At 38.8% G+C, this 25689-nt stretch carries 22 protein-coding genes, 1 tRNA gene and 1 pseudogene; 18 read left to right on the forward strand and 6 right to left on the reverse strand.

Annotation, left to right across the window (positions count from 1 at the left end; translation table 11 throughout):
* The first annotated feature begins 435 nt into the window (after positions 1-435).
* From FHY47_RS11290 to FHY47_RS11320, 7 genes are all read left to right on the forward strand, one after another.
* Entirely contained in the window at positions 436-1800 is a 1365-nt protein-coding gene (locus FHY47_RS11290) for a tetratricopeptide repeat protein (protein ID WP_316246004.1), read from the forward strand.
* Between the two features lie 113 nt (positions 1801-1913).
* A complete protein-coding gene (gene trxB / locus FHY47_RS11295) occupies positions 1914-2867 on the forward strand; it encodes a thioredoxin-disulfide reductase (RefSeq protein WP_066106186.1) in 954 nt (317 codons plus the stop codon).
* A gap of 294 nt (positions 2868-3161) precedes the next feature.
* Entirely contained in the window at positions 3162-3626 is a 465-nt protein-coding gene (locus tag FHY47_RS11300; RefSeq protein ID WP_140461775.1) for an 8-oxo-dGTP diphosphatase, read from the forward strand.
* A gap of 3 nt (positions 3627-3629) precedes the next feature.
* Positions 3630-4556, forward strand: coding sequence for an RNase adapter RapZ (rapZ, locus tag FHY47_RS11305; protein WP_373925482.1), 927 nt, complete (start codon positions 3630-3632; stop codon positions 4554-4556).
* On the forward strand, positions 4531-5505 hold the full coding sequence (locus tag FHY47_RS11310; RefSeq protein ID WP_302621342.1) for a gluconeogenesis factor YvcK family protein: 975 nt from the start codon (positions 4531-4533) through the stop codon (positions 5503-5505). The genes rapZ and FHY47_RS11310 overlap by 26 nt, the downstream gene beginning before the upstream one ends.
* 29 nt (positions 5506-5534) lie before the next feature.
* Complete coding sequence (whiA, locus tag FHY47_RS11315) at positions 5535-6476, forward strand: DNA-binding protein WhiA (protein WP_148630643.1); 942 nt, start codon at positions 5535-5537, stop codon at positions 6474-6476.
* Positions 6477-6525: 49 nt separating this feature from the next.
* Entirely contained in the window at positions 6526-6798 is a 273-nt protein-coding gene (locus FHY47_RS11320) for an HPr family phosphocarrier protein (RefSeq protein ID WP_148630645.1), read from the forward strand.
* A gap of 50 nt (positions 6799-6848) precedes the next feature.
* Here FHY47_RS11320 and FHY47_RS11325 read toward each other — a convergent pair whose 3' ends face one another.
* From FHY47_RS11325 to clpP, 3 genes are all read right to left on the reverse strand, one after another.
* On the reverse strand, positions 6849-9245 hold the full coding sequence (locus FHY47_RS11325; RefSeq protein WP_148630648.1) for an immune inhibitor A domain-containing protein: 2397 nt from the start codon (positions 9243-9245) through the stop codon (positions 6849-6851).
* A gap of 169 nt (positions 9246-9414) precedes the next feature.
* On the reverse strand, positions 9415-10839 hold the full coding sequence (locus tag FHY47_RS11330) for an amino acid permease (protein ID WP_139892214.1): 1425 nt from the start codon (positions 10837-10839) through the stop codon (positions 9415-9417).
* Positions 10840-11185: 346 nt separating this feature from the next.
* The gene (clpP, locus tag FHY47_RS11335; RefSeq protein ID WP_066106206.1) at positions 11186-11788 is read right to left on the reverse strand and encodes an ATP-dependent Clp endopeptidase proteolytic subunit ClpP; all 603 of its coding nucleotides are present in this window, start codon (positions 11786-11788) and stop codon (positions 11186-11188) included.
* Between the two features lie 296 nt (positions 11789-12084).
* Here clpP and FHY47_RS11340 point away from each other — a divergent pair.
* The 9 genes from FHY47_RS11340 to eno all read left to right on the forward strand — a co-directional run bounded on the left by FHY47_RS11340 (position 12085) and on the right by eno (position 21178).
* Positions 12085-12156, forward strand: a tRNA-Arg gene (locus tag FHY47_RS11340).
* A gap of 169 nt (positions 12157-12325) precedes the next feature.
* Positions 12326-13618, forward strand: a complete 1293-nt coding sequence (gene rpoN, locus FHY47_RS11345; RefSeq protein ID WP_148630650.1) for an RNA polymerase factor sigma-54 — start codon at positions 12326-12328, stop codon at positions 13616-13618.
* A 45-nt stretch (positions 13619-13663) separates the two neighbouring features.
* A complete protein-coding gene (locus tag FHY47_RS11350) occupies positions 13664-13903 on the forward strand; it encodes a glutaredoxin family protein (protein ID WP_262366001.1) in 240 nt (79 codons plus the stop codon).
* 142 nt (positions 13904-14045) lie between these two features.
* Positions 14046-15077, forward strand: a complete 1032-nt coding sequence (locus tag FHY47_RS11355) for a sugar-binding transcriptional regulator (RefSeq protein WP_139892216.1) — start codon at positions 14046-14048, stop codon at positions 15075-15077.
* A gap of 59 nt (positions 15078-15136) precedes the next feature.
* Complete coding sequence (gene gap / locus FHY47_RS11360; protein WP_066106217.1) at positions 15137-16144, forward strand: type I glyceraldehyde-3-phosphate dehydrogenase; 1008 nt, start codon at positions 15137-15139, stop codon at positions 16142-16144.
* A gap of 172 nt (positions 16145-16316) precedes the next feature.
* Positions 16317-17501 (forward strand): phosphoglycerate kinase, encoded by a 1185-nt coding sequence (locus FHY47_RS11365; protein ID WP_066106220.1) that lies wholly within the window; start codon positions 16317-16319, stop codon positions 17499-17501.
* 36 nt (positions 17502-17537) lie between these two features.
* Entirely contained in the window at positions 17538-18296 is a 759-nt protein-coding gene (gene tpiA, locus FHY47_RS11370; protein ID WP_139892217.1) for a triose-phosphate isomerase, read from the forward strand.
* Positions 18293-19828, forward strand: a complete 1536-nt coding sequence (gene gpmI, locus FHY47_RS11375; protein ID WP_066106226.1) for a 2,3-bisphosphoglycerate-independent phosphoglycerate mutase — start codon at positions 18293-18295, stop codon at positions 19826-19828. The genes tpiA and gpmI overlap by 4 nt, the downstream gene beginning before the upstream one ends.
* A 54-nt stretch (positions 19829-19882) precedes the next feature.
* Positions 19883-21178: a phosphopyruvate hydratase gene (gene eno, locus FHY47_RS11380; RefSeq protein WP_066106229.1), complete on the forward strand. Its 1296-nt coding sequence runs from the start codon at positions 19883-19885 to the stop codon at positions 21176-21178.
* Positions 21179-21364: 186 nt separating this feature from the next.
* On the opposite strand, the pseudogene FHY47_RS11385 reads toward eno, so the two are convergent.
* Positions 21365-21655 (reverse strand): annotated as a pseudogene (locus FHY47_RS11385) (CAP domain-containing protein); the annotation flags it as partial.
* A 704-nt stretch (positions 21656-22359) separates the two neighbouring features.
* On the opposite strand from FHY47_RS11385, the gene srtB reads away from it, so the two are divergent.
* A complete protein-coding gene (gene srtB, locus FHY47_RS11390) occupies positions 22360-23103 on the forward strand; it encodes a class B sortase (protein WP_140461767.1) in 744 nt (247 codons plus the stop codon).
* 46 nt (positions 23104-23149) lie between these two features.
* Here srtB and FHY47_RS11395 read toward each other — a convergent pair whose 3' ends face one another.
* Together FHY47_RS11395 and FHY47_RS11400 are read right to left on the reverse strand one after the other, a co-directional pair.
* Complete coding sequence (locus FHY47_RS11395) at positions 23150-23992, reverse strand: aldo/keto reductase (protein WP_066106239.1); 843 nt, start codon at positions 23990-23992, stop codon at positions 23150-23152.
* Between the two features lie 90 nt (positions 23993-24082).
* Positions 24083-24730, reverse strand: a complete 648-nt coding sequence (locus FHY47_RS11400) for a bifunctional 4-hydroxy-2-oxoglutarate aldolase/2-dehydro-3-deoxy-phosphogluconate aldolase (RefSeq protein ID WP_140461766.1) — start codon at positions 24728-24730, stop codon at positions 24083-24085.
* Positions 24731-24913: 183 nt separating this feature from the next.
* Between FHY47_RS11400 and FHY47_RS11405 the strand changes: the two genes are divergently transcribed.
* On the forward strand, positions 24914-25684 hold the full coding sequence (locus FHY47_RS11405; RefSeq protein ID WP_148630655.1) for an IclR family transcriptional regulator: 771 nt from the start codon (positions 24914-24916) through the stop codon (positions 25682-25684).
* The last annotated feature ends 5 nt before the right edge of the window (positions 25685-25689 follow it).

Below are 25689 nucleotides of genomic sequence, written 5' to 3' on the forward strand. Positions count from 1 at the left end.
AGTGGTTATGCCAGGGGGATGTCCCGGATAAAGGTGGGTGATAGTTGGGTGAAAGGCAGGTGGGAGGTGGAGAAGATCGCCTCTCCTTATGCTTGTCGCAGCTGACCAGTCGCCTCCGCTTTTCATCTGATCCAGCGTCAGGGCCTAGGAGCTCGGGACATAAGCATAGCCTCTACGGGGGAAAACATCCCCCTCCGAGCCTCTGTCTTATGCTCCTCGCTCCTGGGCAAGGCCCTTCCGCTTTTCTTTCTATAATTCTCTTAATATGGTATAATTGTAGGGTTAAAGTATATGTGCTTGGAGGACTAGATGGGGAATAATTTTAATTTGACTAATAAGGCAAAAGTTGTTTCGTTTAACCCCACGGGAGAGTTCTATTTTACAAAGGGAATAAAAGCTTTCCAGCGAAGGGAATTATATAGAGCTAAGAAATATATGAACCGTGCGTTGCAGCTGGAACCGGGTGAGCCGATGATTGCTTGCCAGCTGGCTGTGATTTGTACGGAATTAGGTGAATATCAGTTTTCGAATCAGCTGCTTGAGAATATTCTTCAGGAGTTGGATCCGTTTATGACGGAGTGCCATTATTTCCTGGCTAATAATTTTGCTCATATGGGTTTATTTAAAGAGGCCTATAAGCATGCTAACGAATATTTAAATAAAGATCAGTTTGGTGAATTCAGTGAGGATGCAGAAGATTTGCTGGATTTAATCACATTTGAGACGGATGAAACAGAAGAGACCTTGGAAGTTCAGGATGATTTAATGATGCGCCAAGAGGCGGCACGTGAGTTGCTTGAAGCGGGTAATTTTGTGAAAGCCGTTGAAAAAATTGAAGAATTAATCGATTTATATCCTGAATTTTGGTCGGCTTATAATAATTTGGCACTGGCTTATTTCTATGTAGGTAAAACAGAGAAAGCTTTTGAGACGCTCGATCGAGTCCTTGAGAAGAACCCTGGCAATCTGCATGCTCTGTGCAATGGAATGGTCTTTTACCATTATCAGATGGAGCAGGATAAGCTTGATGAGGTTTTCGCTGTCCTAAAAAAAGTCAGACCTATTCTTGATGAACACCGGTTAAAATTAGGAGCGACCTTTGCGCTGACTGGTTATTATGAGGAAGCTTATATCTGGCTTCGCCAGCTGCAGAAAAAGGGTTATGAAGGGGACGGAACCTTCTATTATTGGCTCAGTAAATCTGCCCATCAAATCGGGCAAAAGAGAGTTGCTGAAAATGCCTGGGCTAAAGTGGTTGAATACAGTCCTGATAAAGAGGGACTTGAGCCTTGGGGCGAAATGACTGAAGATGAGGAATCTGGATTTGAAGAGCATGCGCCTTCCATCATTAAAAAGTTGGAAAGTGAGTATCTGGAGGAGAGATTGTTTGGTCTCTTTTTAGCGAGTCATTCGGGGGAATTTAATCAAATTAAAACTCATCCCTCTTACGAAACTAATAAACGTTTCACAGCGATGGAACGAGAATATAAAAATAGCATCGAGCTATCCGATAACCGTCAATTTTTTGCGGCAGAGGTAGCAGACACGTTATATAGGTTTTATCAGCCGGTAAAATTGATTGAGTCCGGCCTTTATTTTCTCTGGTTTTCTGTATATGCAGAAGGAAAAGAGAATGGTATACGGTTCTCAAATCCACTTGCATGGGCAGCTGCTATTGATTACGAATGGCACAAGCTGCGCGGTGAAAAAGAATCTCAAAAAACAGTGGCGGAACGATATGGAATATCTAACTCGACACTTTCTAAGTATGTAAAGCTTGTAGCCGAATTGTTGCAATGAGCAAATTTTTGGACCTAATATGTATAGTTTAATACGATTAGTTCGAGGATAAGACGAGAAATGAAATGAATGTGAGAGGCTTCGAGTTCTATCGTAAGAAGGAGTGATTCATAATGTCTGAGGAAAAAATTTATGATGTAATTATTATTGGAGCCGGACCGGCGGGTATGACAGCAGCTGTATATACGTCAAGAGCCAATCTTTCGACATTAATGCTTGAACGTGGCATTCCGGGCGGGCAAATGGCGAATACGGAAGAGGTTGAAAACTATCCAGGATATGAAACCATTCTTGGACCAGATTTATCAACTAAAATGTTCGAGCATGCGAAAAAATTTGGAGCAGAATATGCTTATGGTGAAGTAAAACAAATTATTGATGGAAAAGAATATAAAACCATTGATGCTGGTTCTAAGCAATATAAAACGCGTACTATTATTATTGCTACTGGTGCTGAATATAAGAAAATCGGCGTACCAGGTGAAAAAGAGCTAGGTGGTCGCGGTGTTTCCTATTGTGCAGTTTGTGACGGAGCTTTCTTTAAGAACAAAGAACTTTTCGTGATTGGCGGAGGAGATTCTGCTGTTGAAGAAGGTGTGTACTTAACTCGCTTTGCTTCTAAAGTAACGATTGTACACCGCAGGGATGAACTTCGTGCTCAAAAAATTCTGCAGCAGCGTGCCTTTGAGAATGAAAAGGTAGATTTTATTTGGAATACAACGTTAAAAAGCATTAATGAGAAAGATGGTAAGGTTGGCAGTGTAACATTGATATCCACTGTTGATGGTACTGAGCGCGAGTATCCGGCAGATGGCGTATTCATTTATATTGGAATGCTGCCGTTAACAAAACCATTCCAAACTATCGGAATTACGAATCAAGCTGGTTATATCGAAACCAATGATCGCATGGAAACAAAAATTCCTGGTATTTTTGCAGCCGGAGATGTTCGTGAAAAGAATTTACGACAAATTGTTACGGCAACAGGTGATGGCAGTATAGCCGCTCAATCCGCACAGCATTATGTTGAAGAGTTGATGGAGCAATTAAAAGCACAAGCAAAATAAAATAGCTTGAAGGATGAGTAAAAAATTTACATTAAAGTCATTATTAATTAATGTAGCTGTAATCAAAGTGCAATACATTTGGGGTAGAATAAAAATAAGAAATTGACCCCCTTTTATATATTTTTTTGGCATAGGTTATAAAACCTATGCCGCTTTTTTTTGTTGTTTGTCGAAAAATATAGGGATGACTTGAAAAAATTATGATGATTAACGTACATTGTTCATGCACATCTAAAATAGTATAATAAAGAGAAGTCTATCTAATTTGTGCTGTAGCAACTGAGGTGAAATAGTTTGCAAAGAGTAACCAATTGTATGTTAATGGCAGATGGCAAGGCCCTTATGCTTCAGAAGCCCAGAAGAAATTGGTGGGTAGCGCCCGGCGGCAAAATGGAATCTGGAGAATCCATACATGACTCTGTCATGCGTGAATTCTATGAAGAAACCAATTTGAAAATCGAGCGTCCTGAGTTAAAAGGCATTTTCACCATGGTTAATATGAAAGATGACCAAATTGTTCATGAATGGATGCTTTTTTCTTTTCGTGCCTACGCATTTGAGGGAGAAGCATATCAGGAGAATGAGGAAGGGATTCTGAAATGGCATCCTTTAAACGATATTCTGGCATTGCCAATGGCAGAGGGAGATCGCAAAATATTGGATCATATGATGAATGGACAAGGAATACTAATAGGTACATTTAAATATACAGAAGATTTCATACTACTCGATTACAAGCTTGAAAGAAACGGGGAATAACTAATGGAAGAGAAAAAAATAGAAACTGCAGCATCAGAGAATCGGTTGGTCATTATTACGGGTATGTCAGGTGCCGGTAAGACAGTTGCAATACAGAGCTTTGAGGATCTGGGCTTCTACTGTGTGGATAACCTTCCCCCTACGCTTCTTCCTAAATTCATGGAGCTTATGAACAATTCAGGAAAGAAAATGAATAAGGTAGCATTAGTAATGGACTTACGAGGCAGGGAATTTTTTGAACACTTATTCAAAGCCTTGGATGATCTTAATGAATCCTCCAAGTTTGTTCCTGAAATTTTATTCCTGGATGCGGATGACTCCGTTTTAGTAAGAAGATATAAGGAAACAAGACGTACTCATCCATTGGCTCCATCAGGATCGCCGTTGGAAGGGATTAGACTTGAACGAGATTTGCTTGAGGAATTAAAAGGACGTGCTCAAACGATTTATAACACATCAAATTTTAAGCCAAAAGAGCTGCGTGAGAAAATTGCCAAACAATTCTCCGTTAATCAACGGGTGGAGTTCTCGATTAATATCATGTCATTCGGTTTCAAACATGGTATCCCTATCGATGCAGATTTAGTTTTTGATGTAAGATTCCTGCCTAATCCGTTTTATATAGAAAATATGCGTCCGCAAACTGGACTGGATGAAGAGGTTTCTTCTTACGTAATGAAATGGAGTGAAACCCAGAAATTTATTGAAAAATGGACGGATTTACTTGATTTTATGATTCCTCAATATAAACGTGAGGGGAAAGCCCAGTTAATTATCGCTGTGGGATGTACTGGAGGCCAGCATCGTTCCGTAACTTTAGCTGAATATCTGGGTAAACGGTATAACAATGAGTACCATACGAGTGTAACGCATCGTGATATTGATAAAAGGAAGGTACGCACAGATGACATCCATATCAGCACAACCTAAAGTGGTCATCATAGGTGGTGGATCTGGCCTTCCTGTCCTATTAAGAGGGCTAAAGGCATATCCTCTCGACATTACCGCTATAGTGACCGTTGCGGATGATGGTGGCAGTTCTGGCAGACTGAGAGAGGAACTGGACATCCCTTCTCCTGGTGATATACGGAATGTTTTAGCAGCTATGTCTGATGTAGAGCCATTAATTGAGCAAATGTTTCAGCACAGATTTACAGGCTCTGAACAATTATCAGGTCATGCGCTAGGGAATTTAATTCTTGCTGCGATGACTTCTATTACCGGTGACTTTGTACATGCTATTCAGGAGATGAGTAAGGTTTTAAATGTAAGAGGACAGGTTTTGCCCTCTGCTAACCAGAGCGTAATCCTACATGCAGAACTCGAGGATGGGACGGTTGTTTCCGGTGAATCAAAAATTCCATACTCCGGGAAACGCATAAAGCGGGTATTCCTCAGTCCTGAGCATATTCAGCCTCCTCATGAAACCATCCAGGCCATCAGACAGGCAGATTTAATTTTGATGGGGCCGGGAAGTCTTTATACAAGTATATTGCCTAATTTGGTTGTGCCTACAATTGCAGCTGAAATTGCAAATGCCAAAGCATCCAAGGTATATATTTGTAACTTAATGACTCAAGCAGGGGAAACCCTGAATTATACAGCAAGTGACCATTTGAAAGTAATAAATGAGCATTTAGGTGAGTCATGTATGGATACAATCTTAGTCAATAAAGAGGATATCCCTGCGCATTTAAAATTAAAATATAAAGAAGAGTATGCCCAACCGGTTATCTTTGATATAAACAGACTTGAACAAATGGGACTGCAAGTGATTAAGGATAATATAGTAACGATTCAAAATAACCGTGTCAGACATGATACAGTCGTCGTTGCTTCTATTATCTATAATTTATTAAAGGAAAAGAATAAAGTGTAAGTTGTAAAGGGATTGAGGTGTAAAAAAGGATGTCGTTTGCGTCGGAAACAAAAAAAGAATTAACCAATTTAGAAGTAAAAGAGTGCTGCGCACGGTCAGAACTATCTGCGCTAATCCGGATGAACGGATCCTTATCCTTTTCCAATCGTCATCTTATTGTGGATGTGCAAACAGAAAATGCAGCGATTGCCCGGAGAATTTATACGTTTTTAAAGAAGCTTTATAATCTCCAGGTTGATTTGCTTGTTCGTAAAAAGATGAAGCTGAAAAAGAATAATGTCTATATTGTACGGTTTTCTGAGAAAGCGAAGGAAGTACTTACAGACTTGAATATCATTGAAAATGAATTTACGATTATCCATGATATATCCGAGGAATTAATCCACAAGAAATGCTGTAAACGATCATATTTACGTGGTGCATTTCTTGCAGGCGGATCAGTTAATAATCCTGAGACTTCCTCTTATCACTTGGAAATATCGTCTTTATATAAAGAGCATAATGATTCTTTGTGTGAGTTGATGAACTCATTCGGATTAAAAAGCAAAACGCTCGAAAGAAAAAAGGGATTTATCACCTATTTGAAGGAAGCGGAAAAGATTTCTGAATTCCTGAATATTATTGGAGGGCATAATGCACTCTTGAAATTTGAGGATATTCGTATTGTAAGAGACATGCGAAATTCTGTAAATCGACTTGTAAATTGTGAAACTGCAAACTTGAATAAAACAATCAGCGCTTCATTGCGCCAGGTTGAAAATATACGGTATATTGAAAATACAGTTGGTCTGGATATATTGCCTGATAAACTACGTGAAATTGCAAGACTGCGTGTCGAATACCAAGATGTAACCCTAAAAGAACTTGGGGAAATGGTTTCAAGCGATAAAATAAGCAAGTCGGGTATTAATCATCGTCTACGTAAAATAGATGAAATTGCCGAAAAGCTGCGAGCCGGTGAATCTAAATAAGTATTCCAAGCATTATGATATAAATAATATTTAATGGAGGGGAATCGCTGTGATTGAAAAAGAAGTCACTGTACAGCTTAAAACAGGCTTGCAGGCACGCCCGGCTGCTCTATTTGTTCAGGAGGCAAGTCGTTTTTCATCTGATATATTTATTATAGATGGAGAAAAGAAGGTCAATGTAAAAAGTATTATGGGATTAATGAGTATGGCGATTGGTACAGGTAAGACAGTGACCCTTGCAGCAGATGGTCAGGATGAAGAAGAGGCTATAGAGGTTTTAGAAGCATTTATGACAAAGAGTAGTAATACGAAGAATCATTAGGATACAAATAGAAAAGAGGTGGCTATCTATAAGCCGCCTCTTTTCCTGCTTTATTTACTAATAAGAATTTTTCCGACAGTACGGTCTTTGCTTTGACCCGTTAACTTGATTTTTACGCCAAACTCAGGGATATTCCGCCCTGCGTCAGGTTTGCCAGGATTTAAATAATTTTTGCTATCATCAAACACAGAAAATGGTTTCGTGTCAAAATCTGACAATGTTAAACCATTTACACTCTTATAATCCAAATACATTTTATCTGTTTTATCTAATCTAAATGCAGCATCATGAATTTGATAACGAGTTGCAGCTAAGGATTTGTCACTCCATTTTAATGTTCCTTGGTCAGCATCGACTACCCCTAGGAAGCCTTCACCTGGGTGACTGCCTGTCCAGTTATCTGAATAGCTGTCATCCACATACCAAACTACTAATCCACCATCATATTTCATTAGGCTGGCTCCGCGTTTGATATGAGCAAGTCCTAAATCGACCCCCTGATGATTTCGCCATTCTGCCAAATAGTATTGATCGCTTGTATAGAAGCCTTCATTCTTGGTGAAGCCATCTAATGTAAAGGCAGAGGTTGAAGTATCTGCATTATCTTTTACGAGTTCCTGTCCATCAGCAGTAATTGTAATGTCATCTACATAAAAACCTGGTTCAATAGCTGCTATATCAGTCCAGTAATTAAAGCGTAATTCAATTTTCTTGCCGGCATAGGCATTTAAATCAAATATACCATCTACCCATCCGTTGGAGTTTCCTGTTATACCATTACCCGGATTTTGTTCATATGGATTAGTAGAAGTGGTTATATTCCCTGCTACGCCTGTCCAGTTTGTTTGTCCTTCTTCACGCACTTGAACAGATGCATAGTCCCAATCCTGCTCTATTTGGTACCATGTCTTGAAAGATAACTGGGCTGTCGACTTATTTGTTAGATCAAGAGAAGTAACCAAAGAGTTATTTAGGTTATTACCTTTTCCGCTATGATATTCATACTTCCCGCTATAAGGAGTATTTACTGTGGTCTTCTTTTGTGGCAAATTCACTTTAAGCGCATCCAGGTTTCTTCCCTTTGTATTGGCTTGATCGAGAAGGAATTCAGATCCCCGTCTAGTCAGATCATCCAAATCGACCTCTTCATAATTAAGCCAGTTTCCACCGAGGCTCTCCTGAAGATATTCTTTGGCATATGGGCTGAATCCAGTTGGTTCTCCTCCTGGAACTTTACCTGCCCAGCTGCCGCTTGCCATGATTGACCAATAGCCGATGGCTTCACCAGATCCTGAGTATTGCGTATCATATTCATCCGGTAGACCCAAATCATGACCATATTCATGGGCAAATACTCCGGCAGCTCCATCAATTGGTTCGATTGTGTAATCGTAAGCAGCCATTTGTCCATTCCAGTAAGGTATGTCTGTTTCCGTATTAGCAATTGGGAATATCCCGTCGAATATCCCGTCCAAATTCGAACGATGGGACCAGATTGCATCTCCACCCAGTGTGCCGCCACCTGCTTCTTCACCTACAGCAGAGTGGACAATCATTAAGTGATCGATTAATCCATCTGGCTCGCGTTTATTGCCGTCCCCATCATAATCGTAGCGATCTTCCTGATCATACTCAGCAAAATCTACATTTGGATCGTTTGCTGCAGCTTCAAGTGCTTCCTCTACAAGGCTACGTGCATCCTTGTCATTTCCATCAGGTGTGGGAATATTTCCACCATACTCAGCAGCAGGTTTTTCAGCCATATACCAACCAGCTACTTCACCATCTACGGTATAGCTACCGCCAGATTGCTGTTCATAATATTGCTTCATAGAAATTAGCTTTTCGCCGTTAGGACCTGTATATCCCTTTTTACCAAAAATCATTTGTTGGTAATGATCCTTAGTATAATCTTGATAGTACATGTCTGTATCCTCTGGTCTGACATTGTCACCATTGTAATCAGGGAACTCAATCATCAGAACCAAAACTTTATCTTTTACTACAGACCCTTTATATTTCTCTTCTTTTACTGGTTGAACAACACCATTACTAGGTTTGGAACCTTTGCCAGTTTTTTTACCTTTTTTCTTTTTGTTCCACTTCTTTTGCAACTCTTTTATTTGCTTATCGAATTTTTTTGATGAGTCCTTTTTAGCGTTTTCTTCTTTTTTCTTTAGGTACTTTTTCAACTGTGCCTGTGCTTCTTTATCTGTTGCATTTTTCTTGATAACACCTTCCTTTTTAAGCATTTTAATTAATCGTTCCTCGTTGGCAATGCTTAAATCAAAAGAGCTTCCTGTATAGGTAACTGAATGATTATGACTGGTCTCGGTTGCAGCATGATTACTTATTGTCGAAACTTGGTGAGCAGAAGTGGCTGGTGCAAAGGCACTGAATGTTAAAGCAGCAGCGAAGGCCGATGCCAAAATAGATTTTCCTCGCAAATGGTTTCCTCCTCTAAATTTTAATTAACATCTATAAATATTCTAACTATTCTGTTAAAAAACCTCTTTAATAGTAGAAAATGGTAGAATAGGAGTAGTTGAGGAAAAAGAAGTGGGTGATTAGACATAAAAAAACCACCCTTTTTGAAAGAGTGGTTTCGTCTTATAATTATCTATCTTCTGTCAAACTTCTAGAAATTTCTTTTGGTTTCTTGTTTTTCATCAGGATTGGATAGAGAACAAGACCGAGGACAAATAATCCTATACCGAGCGAGAAGGTTTTTAAATCGGCTGTTCCGGTTTTAATTACCCATAGGGTGTATACAAGAGCCACTATCGCAATTATGCCATCTATCAATCGTGATTGCTTCATCCCTGTGTATGTTTCACCGGTAATAATCAGTTTTACCTGATAAAGGACACTAACGAAATACGGGATTAAGTAAGCTAATGTAGCAACGACCATTGCGAATTCATAAGCTTCCATTATCGTTCCGGAAACAGTAGCGAATAAAAAGAATTGCGTTAAAAGGTTTGTGATAGTCAAAGAATTGACTGGACTTCCTTTTTTATTCGTTTTTCCGAAGAATGCCGGGAACAAGTTGGATTTAGCAGCTTGATAAGGAACCTCGGAGCTAACGACAATCCAACCGACTGTAGATCCGAATAATGAAATTAAGGCAAGGAATCCTAGAATATAAGCACCGCTAGATCCGATTGCAGCTTGCAGAGCATCAACCAAAGGTTTATGTGACTGTTGCAATGCCTCTTGGGATAAAGCGCCCATTGTTAATAGTGTTATACCAATATAGATCGCAATGGCAATAATCAGTCCGGTGATTGTCGCTTTTTTCACATCAGTCTGAGACTTTGCTCGATTGGATAGCATCACAGCAGCTTCTACCCCAATAAAGGCCCATAGCGTGGCAATAGCTGCGTTATTTACTTGTCCACCCAATGAATGGGAAACCCCAGATGCATCGATAAATTCTTTACCGTTCATTATATTAGCAGAATCAAATATAAAAATGGTTGCGACAATAAAAAGTGCGAAACCAATTACTTTTGTGATAGTAGCCAGCAAATTGATTTTCCCAGCGCTGTTAAAGCTTTCGCAGAGAATAAAGTGAATGCCCCACAGCATAACTGTACATACCATAAAGTTTAAGAATTTCCCTAATTCAAGATCAAAATTGCCGCTTGAAAAAAGGATGTACTGGCTTTGCATAATTGGAAAGAAGGTAGATAAGTACCCGGCAAATGAGATAATGACTGATGCCGTAGCAGCCCAGTTAGCAGCCCAGTAACCCCAAGCAATACTGTAACCAGCAATTTTCCCTTTACTTGGTGAACTGAACATGGCTTGAGCATAGCTTTGCGGTCCCGTTTTTAATTCCGGCTTTCTGATAGCCAAATTTCCAAATACAAGAGCAACCATTAATACTCCAGCTCCTGTTAAGATCCAGGCCATTGATGCTCCAAACGGACTAGAAACACCAGCTAGGTTTGCCGGAAGCATAAATATTCCTCCACCAACCATGTTGCCGACAACAAACATGGTTAATATCCAAAATCCCCATTTTTTATTATTCATGATGAAAGACCCCTTCTGTTTTCAAAATATGCGAAAAATATAATAAGATAAATTATTGCTAGTGGTACAAATCGTTATAATTCTATACCCGAATTATAATTTGATCATTCCGGTGGCTGTATTGGTTGAGACTTTTAAGTATGAAATTCAACACAATAAACACTCTTTAGAATGACTAATTATTAAATTGTGCTTTCATATTAACACCAAACTTTAATTTGGTAAAGTGATAAACAATTAGAGAACTAAAATATTGTGAGGTAGGGGAGTAGAGGGGGATATCTACATTATTTTTTTGATAAAACAAAAGAGCTGCCGAATATCTCGACAGCTCTTAATCAGTTTATTATTTTTTATTTTCTTCTACTACATTGCGGGTGATAATTTTATCAACTAATCCGTACTCAACCGCACGTTCAGCTGTCATGAAGTTATCACGTTCTGTATCGCGAGCAATTGTTTCATAAGATTGACCAGTACGTTCAGCCAAAATTTTGTTTAAGCGCTCACGCATAAAGAGAATGCGTTTAGCAGCGATTTCAATCTCAGTCGCTTGTCCTTGAGCTCCGCCAAGTGGTTGGTGAATCATCACTTCACTGTTTGGTAACACAAAACGCTTTCCTTTTTCGCCGGCAGCAAGAAGGAATGCACCCATTGAAGCAGCCATACCGATACAGATCGTAGAAACCTTTGGTTTAATATATTGCATTGTATCGTAGATTGCCATACCAGCTGTGATGCTTCCGCCTGGGCTATTGATGTAAAGATAAATATCTTTCTCTGGGTTTTCAGTTTCAAGGAACAATAATTGGGCAACGATAGAGTTGGCAACATTGTCATCAATTGCACTTCCAAGCATGATAATCCGGTCTTTTAATAAACGGGAATAAATATCGTATGCGCGTTCCCCGCGATTTGTTTGTTCAATAACTGTAGGAATTAAATTCATTTATTTTCTCCTCCTTATATGTAAAAAAATAATACATTTGGCTTTGACTTTATCATACACTTTATGGTCAATAAAGGTCAAACAAAAGACGCTTACATTACTATATGTTTTTTATTAAGGACTGATGTCTAGTTTATCTGATTGGTCTGCGCATAATTTGCAACTGATTCTATGTATAGAAACAAAATAATCCCTGATATCCATCTTACCCAACATAAAGGCTTATAAACCTAAGGAATAGTTCTTGCAAAAAGACTTTCTCTTCCTTATAATATAATTTTGTAGGCTAACATTTTGCCCTCGTAGTTTAATGGATAGAACATAAGATTCCGGTTCTTACGATGGGGGTTCGATTCCCTCCGAGGGCGTATAATATATTGTAGGAAATGCCTCAGTGCCGAAAGTAGCTTAGCACTGGGGCATTTTTTTATTTATTAACAAATTCAATATTTTGTAAATATATCCTCCTTTTTCTTGCTCTGCTCCTTCCTATTTACTACTATTAATGTAAGCGATTTATTATAAGGGGGCAGGGATTTGAACGTAGAGTTTGGTTTGTACCAGCAACAAAAGTTAAAGCTGACGATGACGCCGGAATTAAATCAGGCAATAAACTTGCTTCAATACCCGGCAATTGAATTAGCTGCCTATATCGATGGAAAAGCACTTGAGAATCCGTTAATTGAAATAGATGACGAGTATCCGAAAGTCTCAGGCAGATCATATGGCGACTCATCAATCAATCAAATCAGTGAGGAGACTGTTTCATTAAAATCTTATTTACGATCCCAAATTCCATTTAAAGTATTAACCGACAGGGAAGAGTGCGTTTTATTGTTTTTGATTGATTGTATCGATGAAAATGGATATTTACGTATTACCTTTGAGGAAGCTCGATCCCTTGTGGAGGTTAGTCAGGCAGAATGGGATGTTGCCTTATCTGTTTTGCAGGCATTGGAGCCTGTCGGAGTGGGTGCCAGGAATCTAAGTGAATGTTTGCTCATACAGGCTAAACGTGATTATATCGATGATCTGCCACTAGAAGAGGTTTTGGTTAATCATTTCGATATGCTTGTGAATAGAAAGTGGAAAGAGCTTGCCAAGCTGGTTGGTGTAACAATTGCAGATATTCAATCCATTTTTGATTTAATACAGGCATATAACCCCAAACCTGGTTCAGCTTTTAATAGTGGTGAATTCCAATATTTCATACCGGATGTAAGTGTTTCTGTTTCAAAAGGAGTACCCACTGTAAAAGTTTTATCAATGAGAAGATTTAAAACGAATGAATTTACTTCCCCTATAAATGGAAGTGATGACATAACTAAAAAGTATATGTACGAAAAGAAATTGGAGCTTAACTGGCTAAAAAAGGCTATTGAGCAAAGAGAGCAAACTTTAAGGCGTGTAACTTATGCCATCATGGAAAAGCAATCTGCCTTCTTTGATACTGGAAAAAGTGTCACCTTAAAGCCATTAACTATGAAGGAAATCGCCAAAATGGTTGATGTGCATGAGTCCACAGTAAGCAGGGCGATTAGAGACAAAGTGGTAGAGACGCCATTTGGGACTTATGATATGAAAATGTTTTTTACGAGCAGCATCCCGAACGCTCAATTGGAAGACTCTTCATCAGAACAAGTAAAGCAAGAAATAGTGCGGTTGATAAAGGCAGAGCAGAAAACATTACCTTTATCCGATCAGGCAATTGCAAAGCAACTTCAGGATGATTTTGGTATTCTTGTATCACGGAGGACAATCGCGAAATATCGGAATCAGCTTCATATACCATCTTCTTCAAAAAGAAAACGATATGAGGTTAGTGAATAATTAATTTATAAATGTAGAAAATAAGAAAGAGCAGGGGGAAAGAGAGTGAGTGTACCAATCATTCATTTTTATACAAAAAAGAATTGCCCATTATGCGAAGAGGCAAAGGATCTTTTGAAAATTTTGCAAAGAGATATGACGTTTACTCTCCTTGAAGTCGATATATATTCTAATGATAAATTACTGGAACAATATGGCCTTATGATTCCTGTAGTCGAAATCAATGATCAGGTTATTCAATACGGCCGTATAGATTTAGATGAGATTCGTCGCTATTTAACGTGATGTTCACATTTAGAACCTTGCAACTATTCGAAACTCCTGTTAGAATGGAATTACATCAGGAGCTATTTTTTTACATAAACTGGGACGCTAAACGTCTTGCTAGGACAAAAAATGACCAAAGTATAAAAGGAGTTTGAAGGATATGGACGGAATACTCCATTTACAGAAGAAATTAATTCCAGATATATTTGAGGTCATGCAAAAAAGATACAATATCTTAAGAACGATTCGTACTTTGCAGCCGGTAGGCAGACGAAGCTTATCACTGACTTTGAACATTACGGAGCGGATTTTGCGCAGCGAAGTGGAATTTTTGAAAAACCAAAATCTTATACTCATTGCGAGCTCTGGAATGACTGTTACCAATGAAGGGAAAGAGGTACTCGACCATCTGGGTGGTGTAATAAGGCAATTATCGGGTATAGATGATATGGAACGCCTATTACAGGAAAAACTTAATTTGGAGAAAATTATCATCGTTAACGGTGATAGTGACCAATCCCCATGGGTAATAGATGAGCTTGGACGTGCCGGTGCGTCGCGTATGAAAAGTCTCTTAACGGGTAAAAATATCATTGCCGTAACAGGTGGAACAACAATGGCAGCAATAGGAAGAATGTTACCTGATGTCTCAGAGCTTCCAGATGTGGATGACATTTTGTTTGTACCAGCGAGAGGCGGTCTTGGCAAGGGTGTTCAATACCAGGCCAATACAGTTTGCGAACAAATGGCAGAAAAGATGCATTCACGATATCGTGTCCTGTATGTACCGGACAACCTAAGTGAAGCAGCATACAATACGCTAACCAGTGAACCTGCTATACATGAGGTATTGAATTTGCTGAAATCAGCTAATATCGTTCTTCATGGTATAGGGGAAGCCAAAACAATGGCTGAAAGAAGGAAATCATCCAATGACAGTCTCCAGGAGCTTGAGAATAAAAAGGCAATCGGAGAGGCGTTTGGATATTATTACGATGAAGATGGCAACATAATACAAAAAGTCCATACAATCGGCCTTCAATTAGATGATCTGGTTAATGCGGAACATGTAATCGCCGTCGCGGGCGGAGCTTCAAAAGCTAAGGCAATAAAAGCTTATATCAAAATGGCACCTAAAAAACCGATTTTAATTACGGATGAAGGTGCGGCACTACAGTTACTTAAGGGATAACACCCTTTTGAATATAATTTAAAATCTATTTCTAAGATTCCAAAAGGAGGAACCTTCTAATGGCAGTAAAATTAGGTATTAATGGTTTTGGTAGAATTGGACGTATCGTATTCCGTGCAGCGTTAAATAATCCGGAAGTAGAAGTTGTAGCAGTTAACGATTTAACTGATGCAAAAATGCTTGCGCATCTTTTAAAATATGATTCCGTTCATGGAACTTTAGATCAAGATGTAACAGTTGACGGAGACTACTTGGTAGTAGCTGGACAACGTGTAAAAGTTCTTGCTGAAAGAGATCCAGCTCAACTTGGTTGGGGAGATCTTGGAGTAGATATCGTTGTTGAATCTACTGGACGTTTCACTAAACGCGCAGATGCTGCAAAACACCTTGAAGCTGGCGCTAAAAAAGTTATCATTTCTGCACCTGCATCTGATGAAGATATCACAATCGTTATGGGTGTTAACGAAGATAAATATGACGCAGCTAACCATGATGTAATCTCTAATGCATCTTGTACTACAAACTGCTTGGCTCCATTTGCAAAAGTATTGAACGATAACTTCGGTATCAAACGCGGAATGATGACTACAATTCATTCTTACACAAATGACCAACAAATCTTAGACTTGCCACACAAAGACTACCGTCGTGCTCGTGCTGCTGCTGAAAGCATGATCCCTACAACTACTGGTGCTGCTAAAGCTGTTGCTCTAGTATTACCTGAATTGAAAGGTAAATTGAACGGTATGGCTATGCGTGTACCAACTCCAAACGTATCTGTTGTTGACCTTGTTGCTGAATTAGAAAAAGAAGCAACTGCAGAAGAAATCAATGCAGCATTAAAAGCAGCTGCTGAAGGTGAATTAAAAGGAGTTCTTGAGTACAGCGAACTTCCATTAGTATCTCGTGACTACAATGGAACTACTCAATCTTCTACTATTGATGCTCTTTCTACAATGGTTATGGAAGGCAACATGGTTAAAGTACTTTCTTGGTACGATAACGAAACTGGTTACTCCAACCGTGTAGTTGACCTTGCAGCTTACATTGCTAAAAAAGGTCTTTAATCTTTAACGTAGTAGATAGAAAACCTTATTAAAGGTATAATGAATTTGTTTAAGGGGGGAGAGGGGAAAATTCCCCTTTCTCCCTGTTTTATTTTAACGGCAATTAATCAGAGTTTGGGCAGACCTGATTAAGTCTTTAGCTGGTCCCTTATTTTAAAGGAGGTTCATTTAAGTGAACAAAAAATCGATTAAAGACATTGATGTACAAGGAAAAAAAGTATTTTGCCGCGTTGATTTTAACGTACCAATGCAAGATGGCAAAGTAACTGATGACACAAGAATTCGTGCGGCTTTACCGACTATTCAACTTTTAATTGAAAAAGGCGCAAAAGTAATTCTGGCAAGCCATTTGGGCCGTCCAAAAGGTGCAGTAAAAGAAGAGCTACGCTTAACTCCTGTTGCTGCGCGTTTAAGCGAATTACTTGGCAAAGATGTTAAGAAAACGGATGAAGCATACGGAGAAGCTGTACAAGCTGAAATCGGGCAGATGAAAGATGGCGATGTACTTCTTCTAGAAAACGTACGTTTCTATCCTGGCGAAGAAAAGAACGACGCAGAATTGGCAAAAGCATTTGCAGATCTTGCAGATGTGTATGTAAATGATGCATTCGGTGCAGCTCACCGTGCACATGCTTCGACAGAAGGAATTGCAAAACATATCCCTGCTGTAGCCGGTTTGCTAATGGAAAAAGAATTAGAAGTGCTTGGAAAAGCTCTTTCTAATCCAGAACGTCCATTCACAGCAATTATTGGTGGAGCAAAAGTAAAGGATAAAATCGGTGTAATTGATAATCTTCTTGAGAAAGTGGACAACCTAATCATTGGCGGTGGACTAGCATATACGTTCATCAAGGCTCAAGGTTATGAAATTGGTCAATCTCTTTTAGAAGAAGATAAAATTGAATTGGCTAAATCCTTTATGGATAAAGCAAAAGAAAAAGGTGTTAACTTCTTAATGCCGGTGGATGCGGTTATTGCAAAAGAATTTTCACCTGATACAGAGTCTAAAGTGGTAGATATTGATGCGATTCCAGCTGATTGGCAAGCGCTTGATATCGGACCAAAGACTGCAAAATTATATGAAGACACTATTAAAAATTCCAAACTCGTGATCTGGAATGGACCAATGGGTGTATTCGAATTTGATAAATTCGCTGGCGGTACAAAAGCAGTAGCAGAAGCACTTGCAAATGCGGAAAATACATACTCCGTAATTGGTGGTGGGGACTCAGCTGCGGCAGTTGAAAAGTTCGACCTTGCGGATAAAATGAGCCACATCTCTACTGGAGGCGGTGCTTCCTTGGAATTCATGGAAGGTAAAGAGCTTCCTGGTGTGGTAGCGTTAAACGACAAATAAATACATTATACGGACACATACGAGAGGATGAGAAAAGTGCGTAAACCAATTATCGCAGGAAACTGGAAGATGAATAAAACGGTTGGCGAAGCTTTACAATTTGTAGATGAAGTTAAAGGTTCCATTCCTACTCCAGAAAAAGTGGATGCGGTTGTGTGTTCTTCTCCGCTATTTCTTGAATCGCTTGTAAAAGCAACAAAAGGAACGGATCTTAAAGTTGGTGGACAAAATATGCACTTTAAAGAAAGTGGCGCATATACGGGTGAAGTAAGTCCGGAAGCACTTTCTGATTTAGGGGTAGACTATGTTATCATTGGACATTCCGAACGTCGTGAAATGTTCAATGAAACAGATGAATCAGTTAACCAGAAGACATTGGCTGCTTTTAAACACAATTTAATCCCTATTGTGTGTTGTGGGGAAACGTTGGAGCAGCGTGAAGCTGGTAAAACAAAAGCTCTTGTAGCTGATCAAATTAAAAAGGCATTCAAAGGCCTTACGGAAGAACAAGCTAAGAAGACAATTATTGCTTATGAACCAATCTGGGCAATTGGTACAGGAAAGTCTTCCACAGCAGCTGATGCTGATGAAGTTTGCGGTCATATCCGTCAAACAATCGCTGATAGCTTTTCAACTGATGTGGCAGAAGCAATTAGGATTCAATATGGCGGTTCTGTTAAACCTGAAAACATCAAAGAATATCTTTCAGAAGATAATATCGATGGTGCTTTAGTTGGCGGAGCAAGCCTTGAACCAACTTCTTTCTTAGGATTATTGGAGGCTGTTTCTAAATGAGTAAGAAACCAGTAGCGTTAATCATTCTCGATGGGTTTGGATCTCGAGATGTAACACAGGGTAATGCTGTGGCACAGGCTAAAAAGCCTAACTTTGACCGTTATTGGGCAGAGTATCCACATAATCACCTGATAGCGAGTGGCTTAGCAGTTGGTTTGCCGGAGGGACAAATGGGTAACTCAGAAGTTGGCCATTTAAATATCGGTGCAGGCCGGATTGTTTATCAAAGCTTAACTCGAGTAAACCTTGCGATTCGTGAAGGTGAATTCGAAAAGAATGAAACTTTCTTAGGCGCGATTCAACATGCGAAAGAAAATAATAAGGCTCTACACTTAATGGGATTATTATCTGATGGTGGAGTACACAGCCATATTCAGCATTTATTTGCATTACTTCGCTTGTGTGCTAAAGAAAACTTTACAAATGTTTATGTACACGGCATTTTAGACGGACGTGATGTTGGTCCTCAAACTGCTGAAAAGTACATTCAACAAACTGAAAATATGTTTAAAGAAATTGGTGTAGGCCAGTTCGCGACTATTTCAGGACGTTATTACTCCATGGACCGTGATAAACGCTGGGATCGTGTAGAAAAAACGTATCGTTCCATGACTTATGGTGAAGGACCTTCTTATTCTTCCGCAATGGAAGTAGTAGAGGATTCCTACCGTAATGGGATTTTTGATGAATTCGTTCTACCATCTGTAATTACGAAAGCTGATGGACAGCCTGTGGCGAAAATTGAAGATAATGATTCTGTTATTTTCTATAATTTCCGTCCTGACCGTGCTATCCAAATTTCTAACGTATTTACAAATGATGATTTCCGCGGCTTTGACAGAGGCCCAGGATTCCCGCAGAATTTGTATTTTGTTTGCTTGACTCACTTTAGTGAAACTGTTAAAGGATATGTTGCATTTAAACCAACAAATCTGGATAACACAATCGGTGAAGTCTTATCGCAAAACAACTTAAAACAGCTTCGCATTGCCGAAACTGAAAAATACCCACACGTTACCTTCTTTATGAGTGGTGGACGTGAAGATGAATTCCCAGGCGAGAAACGTATTTTGATTAATTCTCCAAAGGTTGCCACGTATGACCTTAAACCTGAAATGAGCGCTTATGAAGTGACTGAAGCCCTTATGAAGGAATTGGATGAAGATAATCATCATGCGATCATCCTAAACTTTGCTAACCCTGATATGGTTGGGCACTCCGGAATGCTTGAACCAACAATCAAAGCAATTGAAACTGTGGATGAATGCCTTGGAAAAATCGTCGATAAAATCCTATCTATGGGTGGTAAAGCCATTATCACAGCTGACCATGGTAATGCTGATGAGGTAATCACTCCAGATGGAGATCCGATGACAGCACATACGACAAACCCTGTTCCAGTGATTGTCACTGATAAAGAGGTAGAACTTCGTGACGGTGGAATTCTGGGTGATTTAGCTCCAACTATGCTTGAACTATTGCATGTAGAGCAACCGAAAGAAATGACTGGAAAATCATTAATTAAAAAGTAAGTTGTACAAACTATAAAATGTACTATATTTTCCAATTAAAAGGAGAGAAATTTAATGCCAATTATTATTGACGTTTATGCACGTGAAGTATTAGACTCCCGTGGTAACCCAACAGTTGAAGTAGAAATTGAAACAGAATCTGGCGCATTCGGCCGTGCTATGGTACCAAGTGGTGCTTCCACTGGTGAATACGAAGCAGTAGAACTTCGTGATGGCGATAAAGACCGTTACCTTGGAAAAGGTGTTCAAAAAGCAGTAGATAACGTAAACAATATCATTGCTGAACAAATCATCGGTATGCATGTTCTTGATCAAGCTGGAATCGACAAAGCGATGATCGACCTTGATGGAACTGAAAACAAAGGTAAATTAGGTGCGAACGCAATTCTTGGTGTTTCCATGGCTGCTGCAATCGCTGCTGCTGATTACCTAAACATTCCTTTATACCGTTACCTTGGCGGATTCAACACGAAACAGCTTCCAACTCCAATGATGAATATCATCAACGGTGGTTCTCACGCTGATAACAACGTTGACTTCCAAGAATTCATGATCATGCCTGTTGGAGCTCCAACTTTCAAAGAAGCAATCCGTATGGGTGCTGAAGTATTCCACAGCTTGAAAAAAGTTCTTCACGACAAAGGCTTAAACACTGCAGTAGGTGACGAAGGTGGATTCGCTCCAAACCTTGGTTCTAACCGTGAAGCTCTTGAAGTAATCATTGAAGCAATCACTAAAGCTGGCTACGAAGCTGGTAAAGATATCTACCTTGCAATGGACGTAGCTTCTTCTGAGTTCTTCAACAAAGAAACTAAGAAATACGATCTAGCAGGCGAAGGACGCAATGGTCTTTCTTCCGAAGAAATGGTTAACTTCTATGAAGAATTAATCAACGAATTCCCAATCATCTCTATTGAAGATGGTTTAGATGAAAACGACTGGGAAGGCCACAAATTGTTAACTGAGCGCATTGGCGATCGTGTACAACTTGTTGGTGATGACTTGTTCGTTACAAACACTAAAAAGCTTGCTGAAGGTATCGAAAAAGGTATTGCTAACTCTATCCTAATTAAAGTTAACCAAATCGGTACTTTAACTGAAACTTTCGATGCAATCGAAATGGCAAAACGCGCTGGTTACACTGCAGTTGTATCCCACCGTTCCGGTGAAACAGAAGATTCTACAATCGCTGACATTGCAGTAGCAACAAACGCTGGCCAAATCAAAACTGGTTCTATGAGCCGTACAGACCGTATCGCGAAATACAACCAACTTCTTCGTATCGAAGATGAGCTTGGCGATTTAGCTGAATACAAAGGTCTTCAATCTTTCTACAACCTTAAGAAATAATTAACGAAGTAGAAATTTTTGATGAGTTGATGAGTATTTTATATGATTTTCAAGGACGCTTGAGAAGTATTAAAAGCTCAAAAGGGAAACTTCTTATACTGAATTTCAGTATAAGAAGTTTTTTTTTTACAATAAAACGCCTCTTTCCTTATTGGAAAGAGGCGTTTTTGTTAGAATAATGGTTGATTAATTTTGAATGAACATTTGCACCCAGTAATGCTCATACTTTTCATAACCAATCCCGATTTCAGTATAGTTTGGATTTAGGATATTTTCTCTGTGACCCTCTGAGTCCATCCAACCTTCCATAACGGCTTCAGCTGTTCTGTGGCCTTGCGCAATGTTTTCAGCTGCTGCTACATATGTGATTCCGAAAGCCTTCATCATATCAAAGGGACTTCCGTATGTTGGTGATGTATGGGCGAAATAACCGTTTTCTGACATATCCACAGCTTTCGTGTAAGCAACCACGGATAAGTCTGCATTATTGCGGTTTAGGTATATTATCAACTAATGCCTAGGAATACTAGTTTAATAATATTTATTCGCATATAAACAACCAATCTATCTAACAATTTAAATAGTAAACTTTTGGTTAACCATATTGAAGGTAACATTAAAGAGAAAATTCAGTCAAGTTTTATGCAAATATTGTCGAATAATGACGAAAAATATCCATGTTCTCCCTAAATTGGTACGGTTCTCGAGAAAGACATAAGGATGAGAAGGTGACAGGAATAAGATTATGCACTGGGAATTGGAGTTAAGTGAAGAAACAGTTCAGCAACTAAGTTTATCATTTAAAAGCATACAAACGGACGATTGATTGTTTCGATAAAAGATGAACAACTAGAATGAGGATCTGAGATGACTAAATTACAACAAGAAGAGACTTCAATGGAATTTGGTGAGGGAATACTTAAATACCAATATAGATTGTGAAAGGGAGTAAAAAGAATAATTCTACGAAGTAAAATTCCTATCCGAGTATGTATATGATTCCCAAAAATCGCTTGAGAAGTTTTTGAAACTTTAAAGGGATAGAATTAGTCAGACTTTAACCTCCTTATGCTTAAAATGTGGGGGTTTTGTTTTATTTGATAAGCTATTGTATTCTGAAATGTCTGTTATTAAACTTATATTATATAAGAATAATAATTTTCTTAAGAGAGTTGAGAGGCATGAAGCGAAGTCGGACAATTATATCAAAGTTAATCGGTTTAGGACTACTGATTGTGTTTTGCTGGTCAGGAATTTATTTGTTTCAATATGCAATGGATGAATATCAGATGTATAAATTGGAGAAGAAGCTGGTTCAAGATAAACACAAGGTCATATCAGAAGAAACAGGTAATGCCGATTTTACTAAATTGGTAGAGCTGAATGACCAATCGGTTGGTTGGATCACCATTGATGGAACAGCCATTGACTACCCCGTTGTACAGGGTGATGATAACAGTTACTATTTAACACATGATTTTAACAATAGCTCATCCATTCAGGGAAGTATTTTTATGGATTATCGTAATCAGGAAGGTTTTGCAGACAATCATATCATTCTTTATGGACATAATATGAAGAACGGTACGATGTTTCATGATTTGAATAAATACAAGGATGAAAACTTCCTATACGAGCATAGATACATAAACTTTTATGGGAAAACGGGCTATTATAAGTGGGAGGTTTTCTCTACTTATAACACAGATCCAAGCTTTAATTATATCCAAACTGAGTTTGGAACTAGTGAACAGTATCTTGCTTTTATAAACCAATTACGATCAAGGTCAGATTTTAGCTATAAGGTAGAACCGTTATCTGATAAGGATAAGGTTTTAACGCTCTCCACATGCAGTCAAGGTCTAAAGGATGGAAGAAGGGTGGTCCATGCAAGATTAATAGAAGAGAGAGCATACGCGGAGTAACAATAGAAAGGAGGCAGCCTATATATAAGCTGCCTCCTGATTATTATTAAAATTCAAAGCCTGCTTTCATTGTATCAGGATGAGATCCAGCACGGCTATCTTGATTTAATTGATCAATTCTTTCCATATCCTCTGCAGATAATTCAAAGTCAAAGATACTGGAATTTTCAATAATGCGATGTTCTTTAATTGATTTCGGAATCGTTACGACACCATGTTGCAGATCCCAGCGCAGGATAACCTGGGCAACCGATTTATTGTGTTTCTCGGCAATTTCTTTAAGAACTGGATTGTCCAAAAGCTGTCCTTGTTTTAAAGGAGACCAAGCTTCAAGTTGAATTCCTTCTTTTTTGCAATATGCACGAAGATCCTCTTGTGTTAGATGAGGATGGAATTCCACTTGATTCACCATTGGTTTAATTTCAGCTGTAGCAATTAAATCCTCAAGGTGATGAACCAGGAAGTTACTTACGCCAATTGCACGAACTCGTCCATCTTTGTAGAGTTTTTCAAAGGCTTTCCATGTTTCTTTATATTTATCCTTACCAGGCCAATGAATTAGATAAAGATCCAAGTAATCCAAGCCTAGCTTTTCCATGCTTTCATCGAAGGCTTTTAAGGTAGATTCATATCCTTGTTCACTATTCCATAACTTTGTTGTAATAAATAAATCCTCGCGTGGCACACCTGATTCTTTGATCGCTTGGCCTACGCCTTCTTCATTACCGTAAATGGCAGCTGTATCAATGCTGATATATCCATTTTGGATGGCTGCTTTAACAGACTGGATAACCTCTTCACCTTCTTGAACTTTAAAAACGCCCAATCCAAGCCATGGCATTTCAACGCCATTATGTAAGGTGACTGTATCTTTGAGATTTGTTGGCATATCTGAATCCTCCTCTGTCTAATTTGGTTTTTTCTAACTATTCTTTTATTATAAAGGATGACTGTTCAACTTAGTTAATAGAATGAATTCTTATTTTTTTCTTGCTGCTACAGCCTTTTCAATATACATCTTTGCGATTTCAGTAATCTGATCGTAATCGCCTGTTTTGGCCGGTGCTAACAGATTGCCGCCGACTCCGACAGCAACGCAGCCATTTGAAATCCATTCTTCAATATTATCTAAACTCACCCCGCCGGTTGGCATTATATTTACCTGAGGGAGAGGGGCTTTTACGGCTTTTATAAACCCAGGGCCAAACGCATTTCCAGGGAATAGTTTAACAATATCAACCCCAGCTTCCAATGCTGTTTTCATCTCTGTAATCGTCATACACCCAGGCATATAAGGGATTTGATAGAGGTTACACAACTTAGCTGTTTCCCCATCAAATGCCGGGCTGACAATGAACTGGGCACCTGCTAAAATAGCAATTCTTGCAGTAGTAGCATCCAGGACGGTTCCAGCACCGATGACTACCTTTTTATTAGTTTTATAGACAGAAACCAATTCCTTGATGACCTCGTCTGCTGACTGGACTGTGAAAGTCACTTCAATCCCCTGAATACCACCTTTTACACAGGCTTCAGATATCAAACGAGCTTCTTCCTTAGAGTCTGCTCTAACAACAGCGACTACTCCACATTCCGTAACCTTTTGTAAGATTGCTTGTTTTTGCATTGTGAACACTCCTTTTTGTATTGTAATCATTTCTATACGTATTTGCTGAGTTTACTCTTTCTATAATAGTTCTTAATTCGAATTTACAAAAATTGTAGGTTCCCGTATCATTATAAATAGAGCAGGATATTAGGAAACAACGGAAATCTCTCTATACAAATCAACTAAAAGAGGTAGAAAATCATGTCTAATGTTCAATCGATTGAACGAGCTTTAACTATATTAAATAAACTTTCAGAATATCCGAATGGTCTCCAGGTTACACGTCTGTCTGAACAGGTGGGACTAACAAAGAGTACCGTCCACAGGCTTCTGACTACCTTGTCCAATATGAACTATGTTGTAAAAGATGAAGAGACCGATAAGTATAAACTTGGTCTGCAAATTCTCTTTTTATCTAGAAATCTTCTGAACAACAATGATGTCATCACAGTGGCAAAGCCTTATCTCGAAAAATTATCTCTTGAAGTCAATGAAACGGTTCATTTATGTATAGAGAACCTTGGTGAGATTGTTTATATCGATAAAATAGAAAGTAATCAAACGGTTCGCATGTTTTCACGTATTGGTAGCCGGGCGCCGATGTACTGTACGGCAGTCGGTAAAGTGTTATTATCTGGAATGGATCAGGAAAAATTTGATTCTATTCTTTCCAAAACAGAATTCATTGCTAAGACTCCTACTACAATCACGTCGCAAGAACAGCTTTTAGAAGAAATCGAGAAAATAAAGATAGAAGGCTACGCATTGGATAACTCAGAGAATGAAGAAGTCTTAAGATGTATTGCGGCGCCTATTTATAATCATAAAGGGAAGATCATCGCGAGTTTCAGTATATCTGGGCCCAATAATCGCGTGACTATGGACTTGATTAATGAAACGCTAATTGAAAAAATGAAACACTACAGTATGGCCATCTCTAGAAACTTGGGATACATAGGAAGTTTAAACTGAAAAGT

The organism is Bacillus sp. E214 (assembly GCF_008087365.1).
GTDB lineage: Bacteria > Bacillota > Bacilli > Bacillales > Pradoshiaceae > Pradoshia.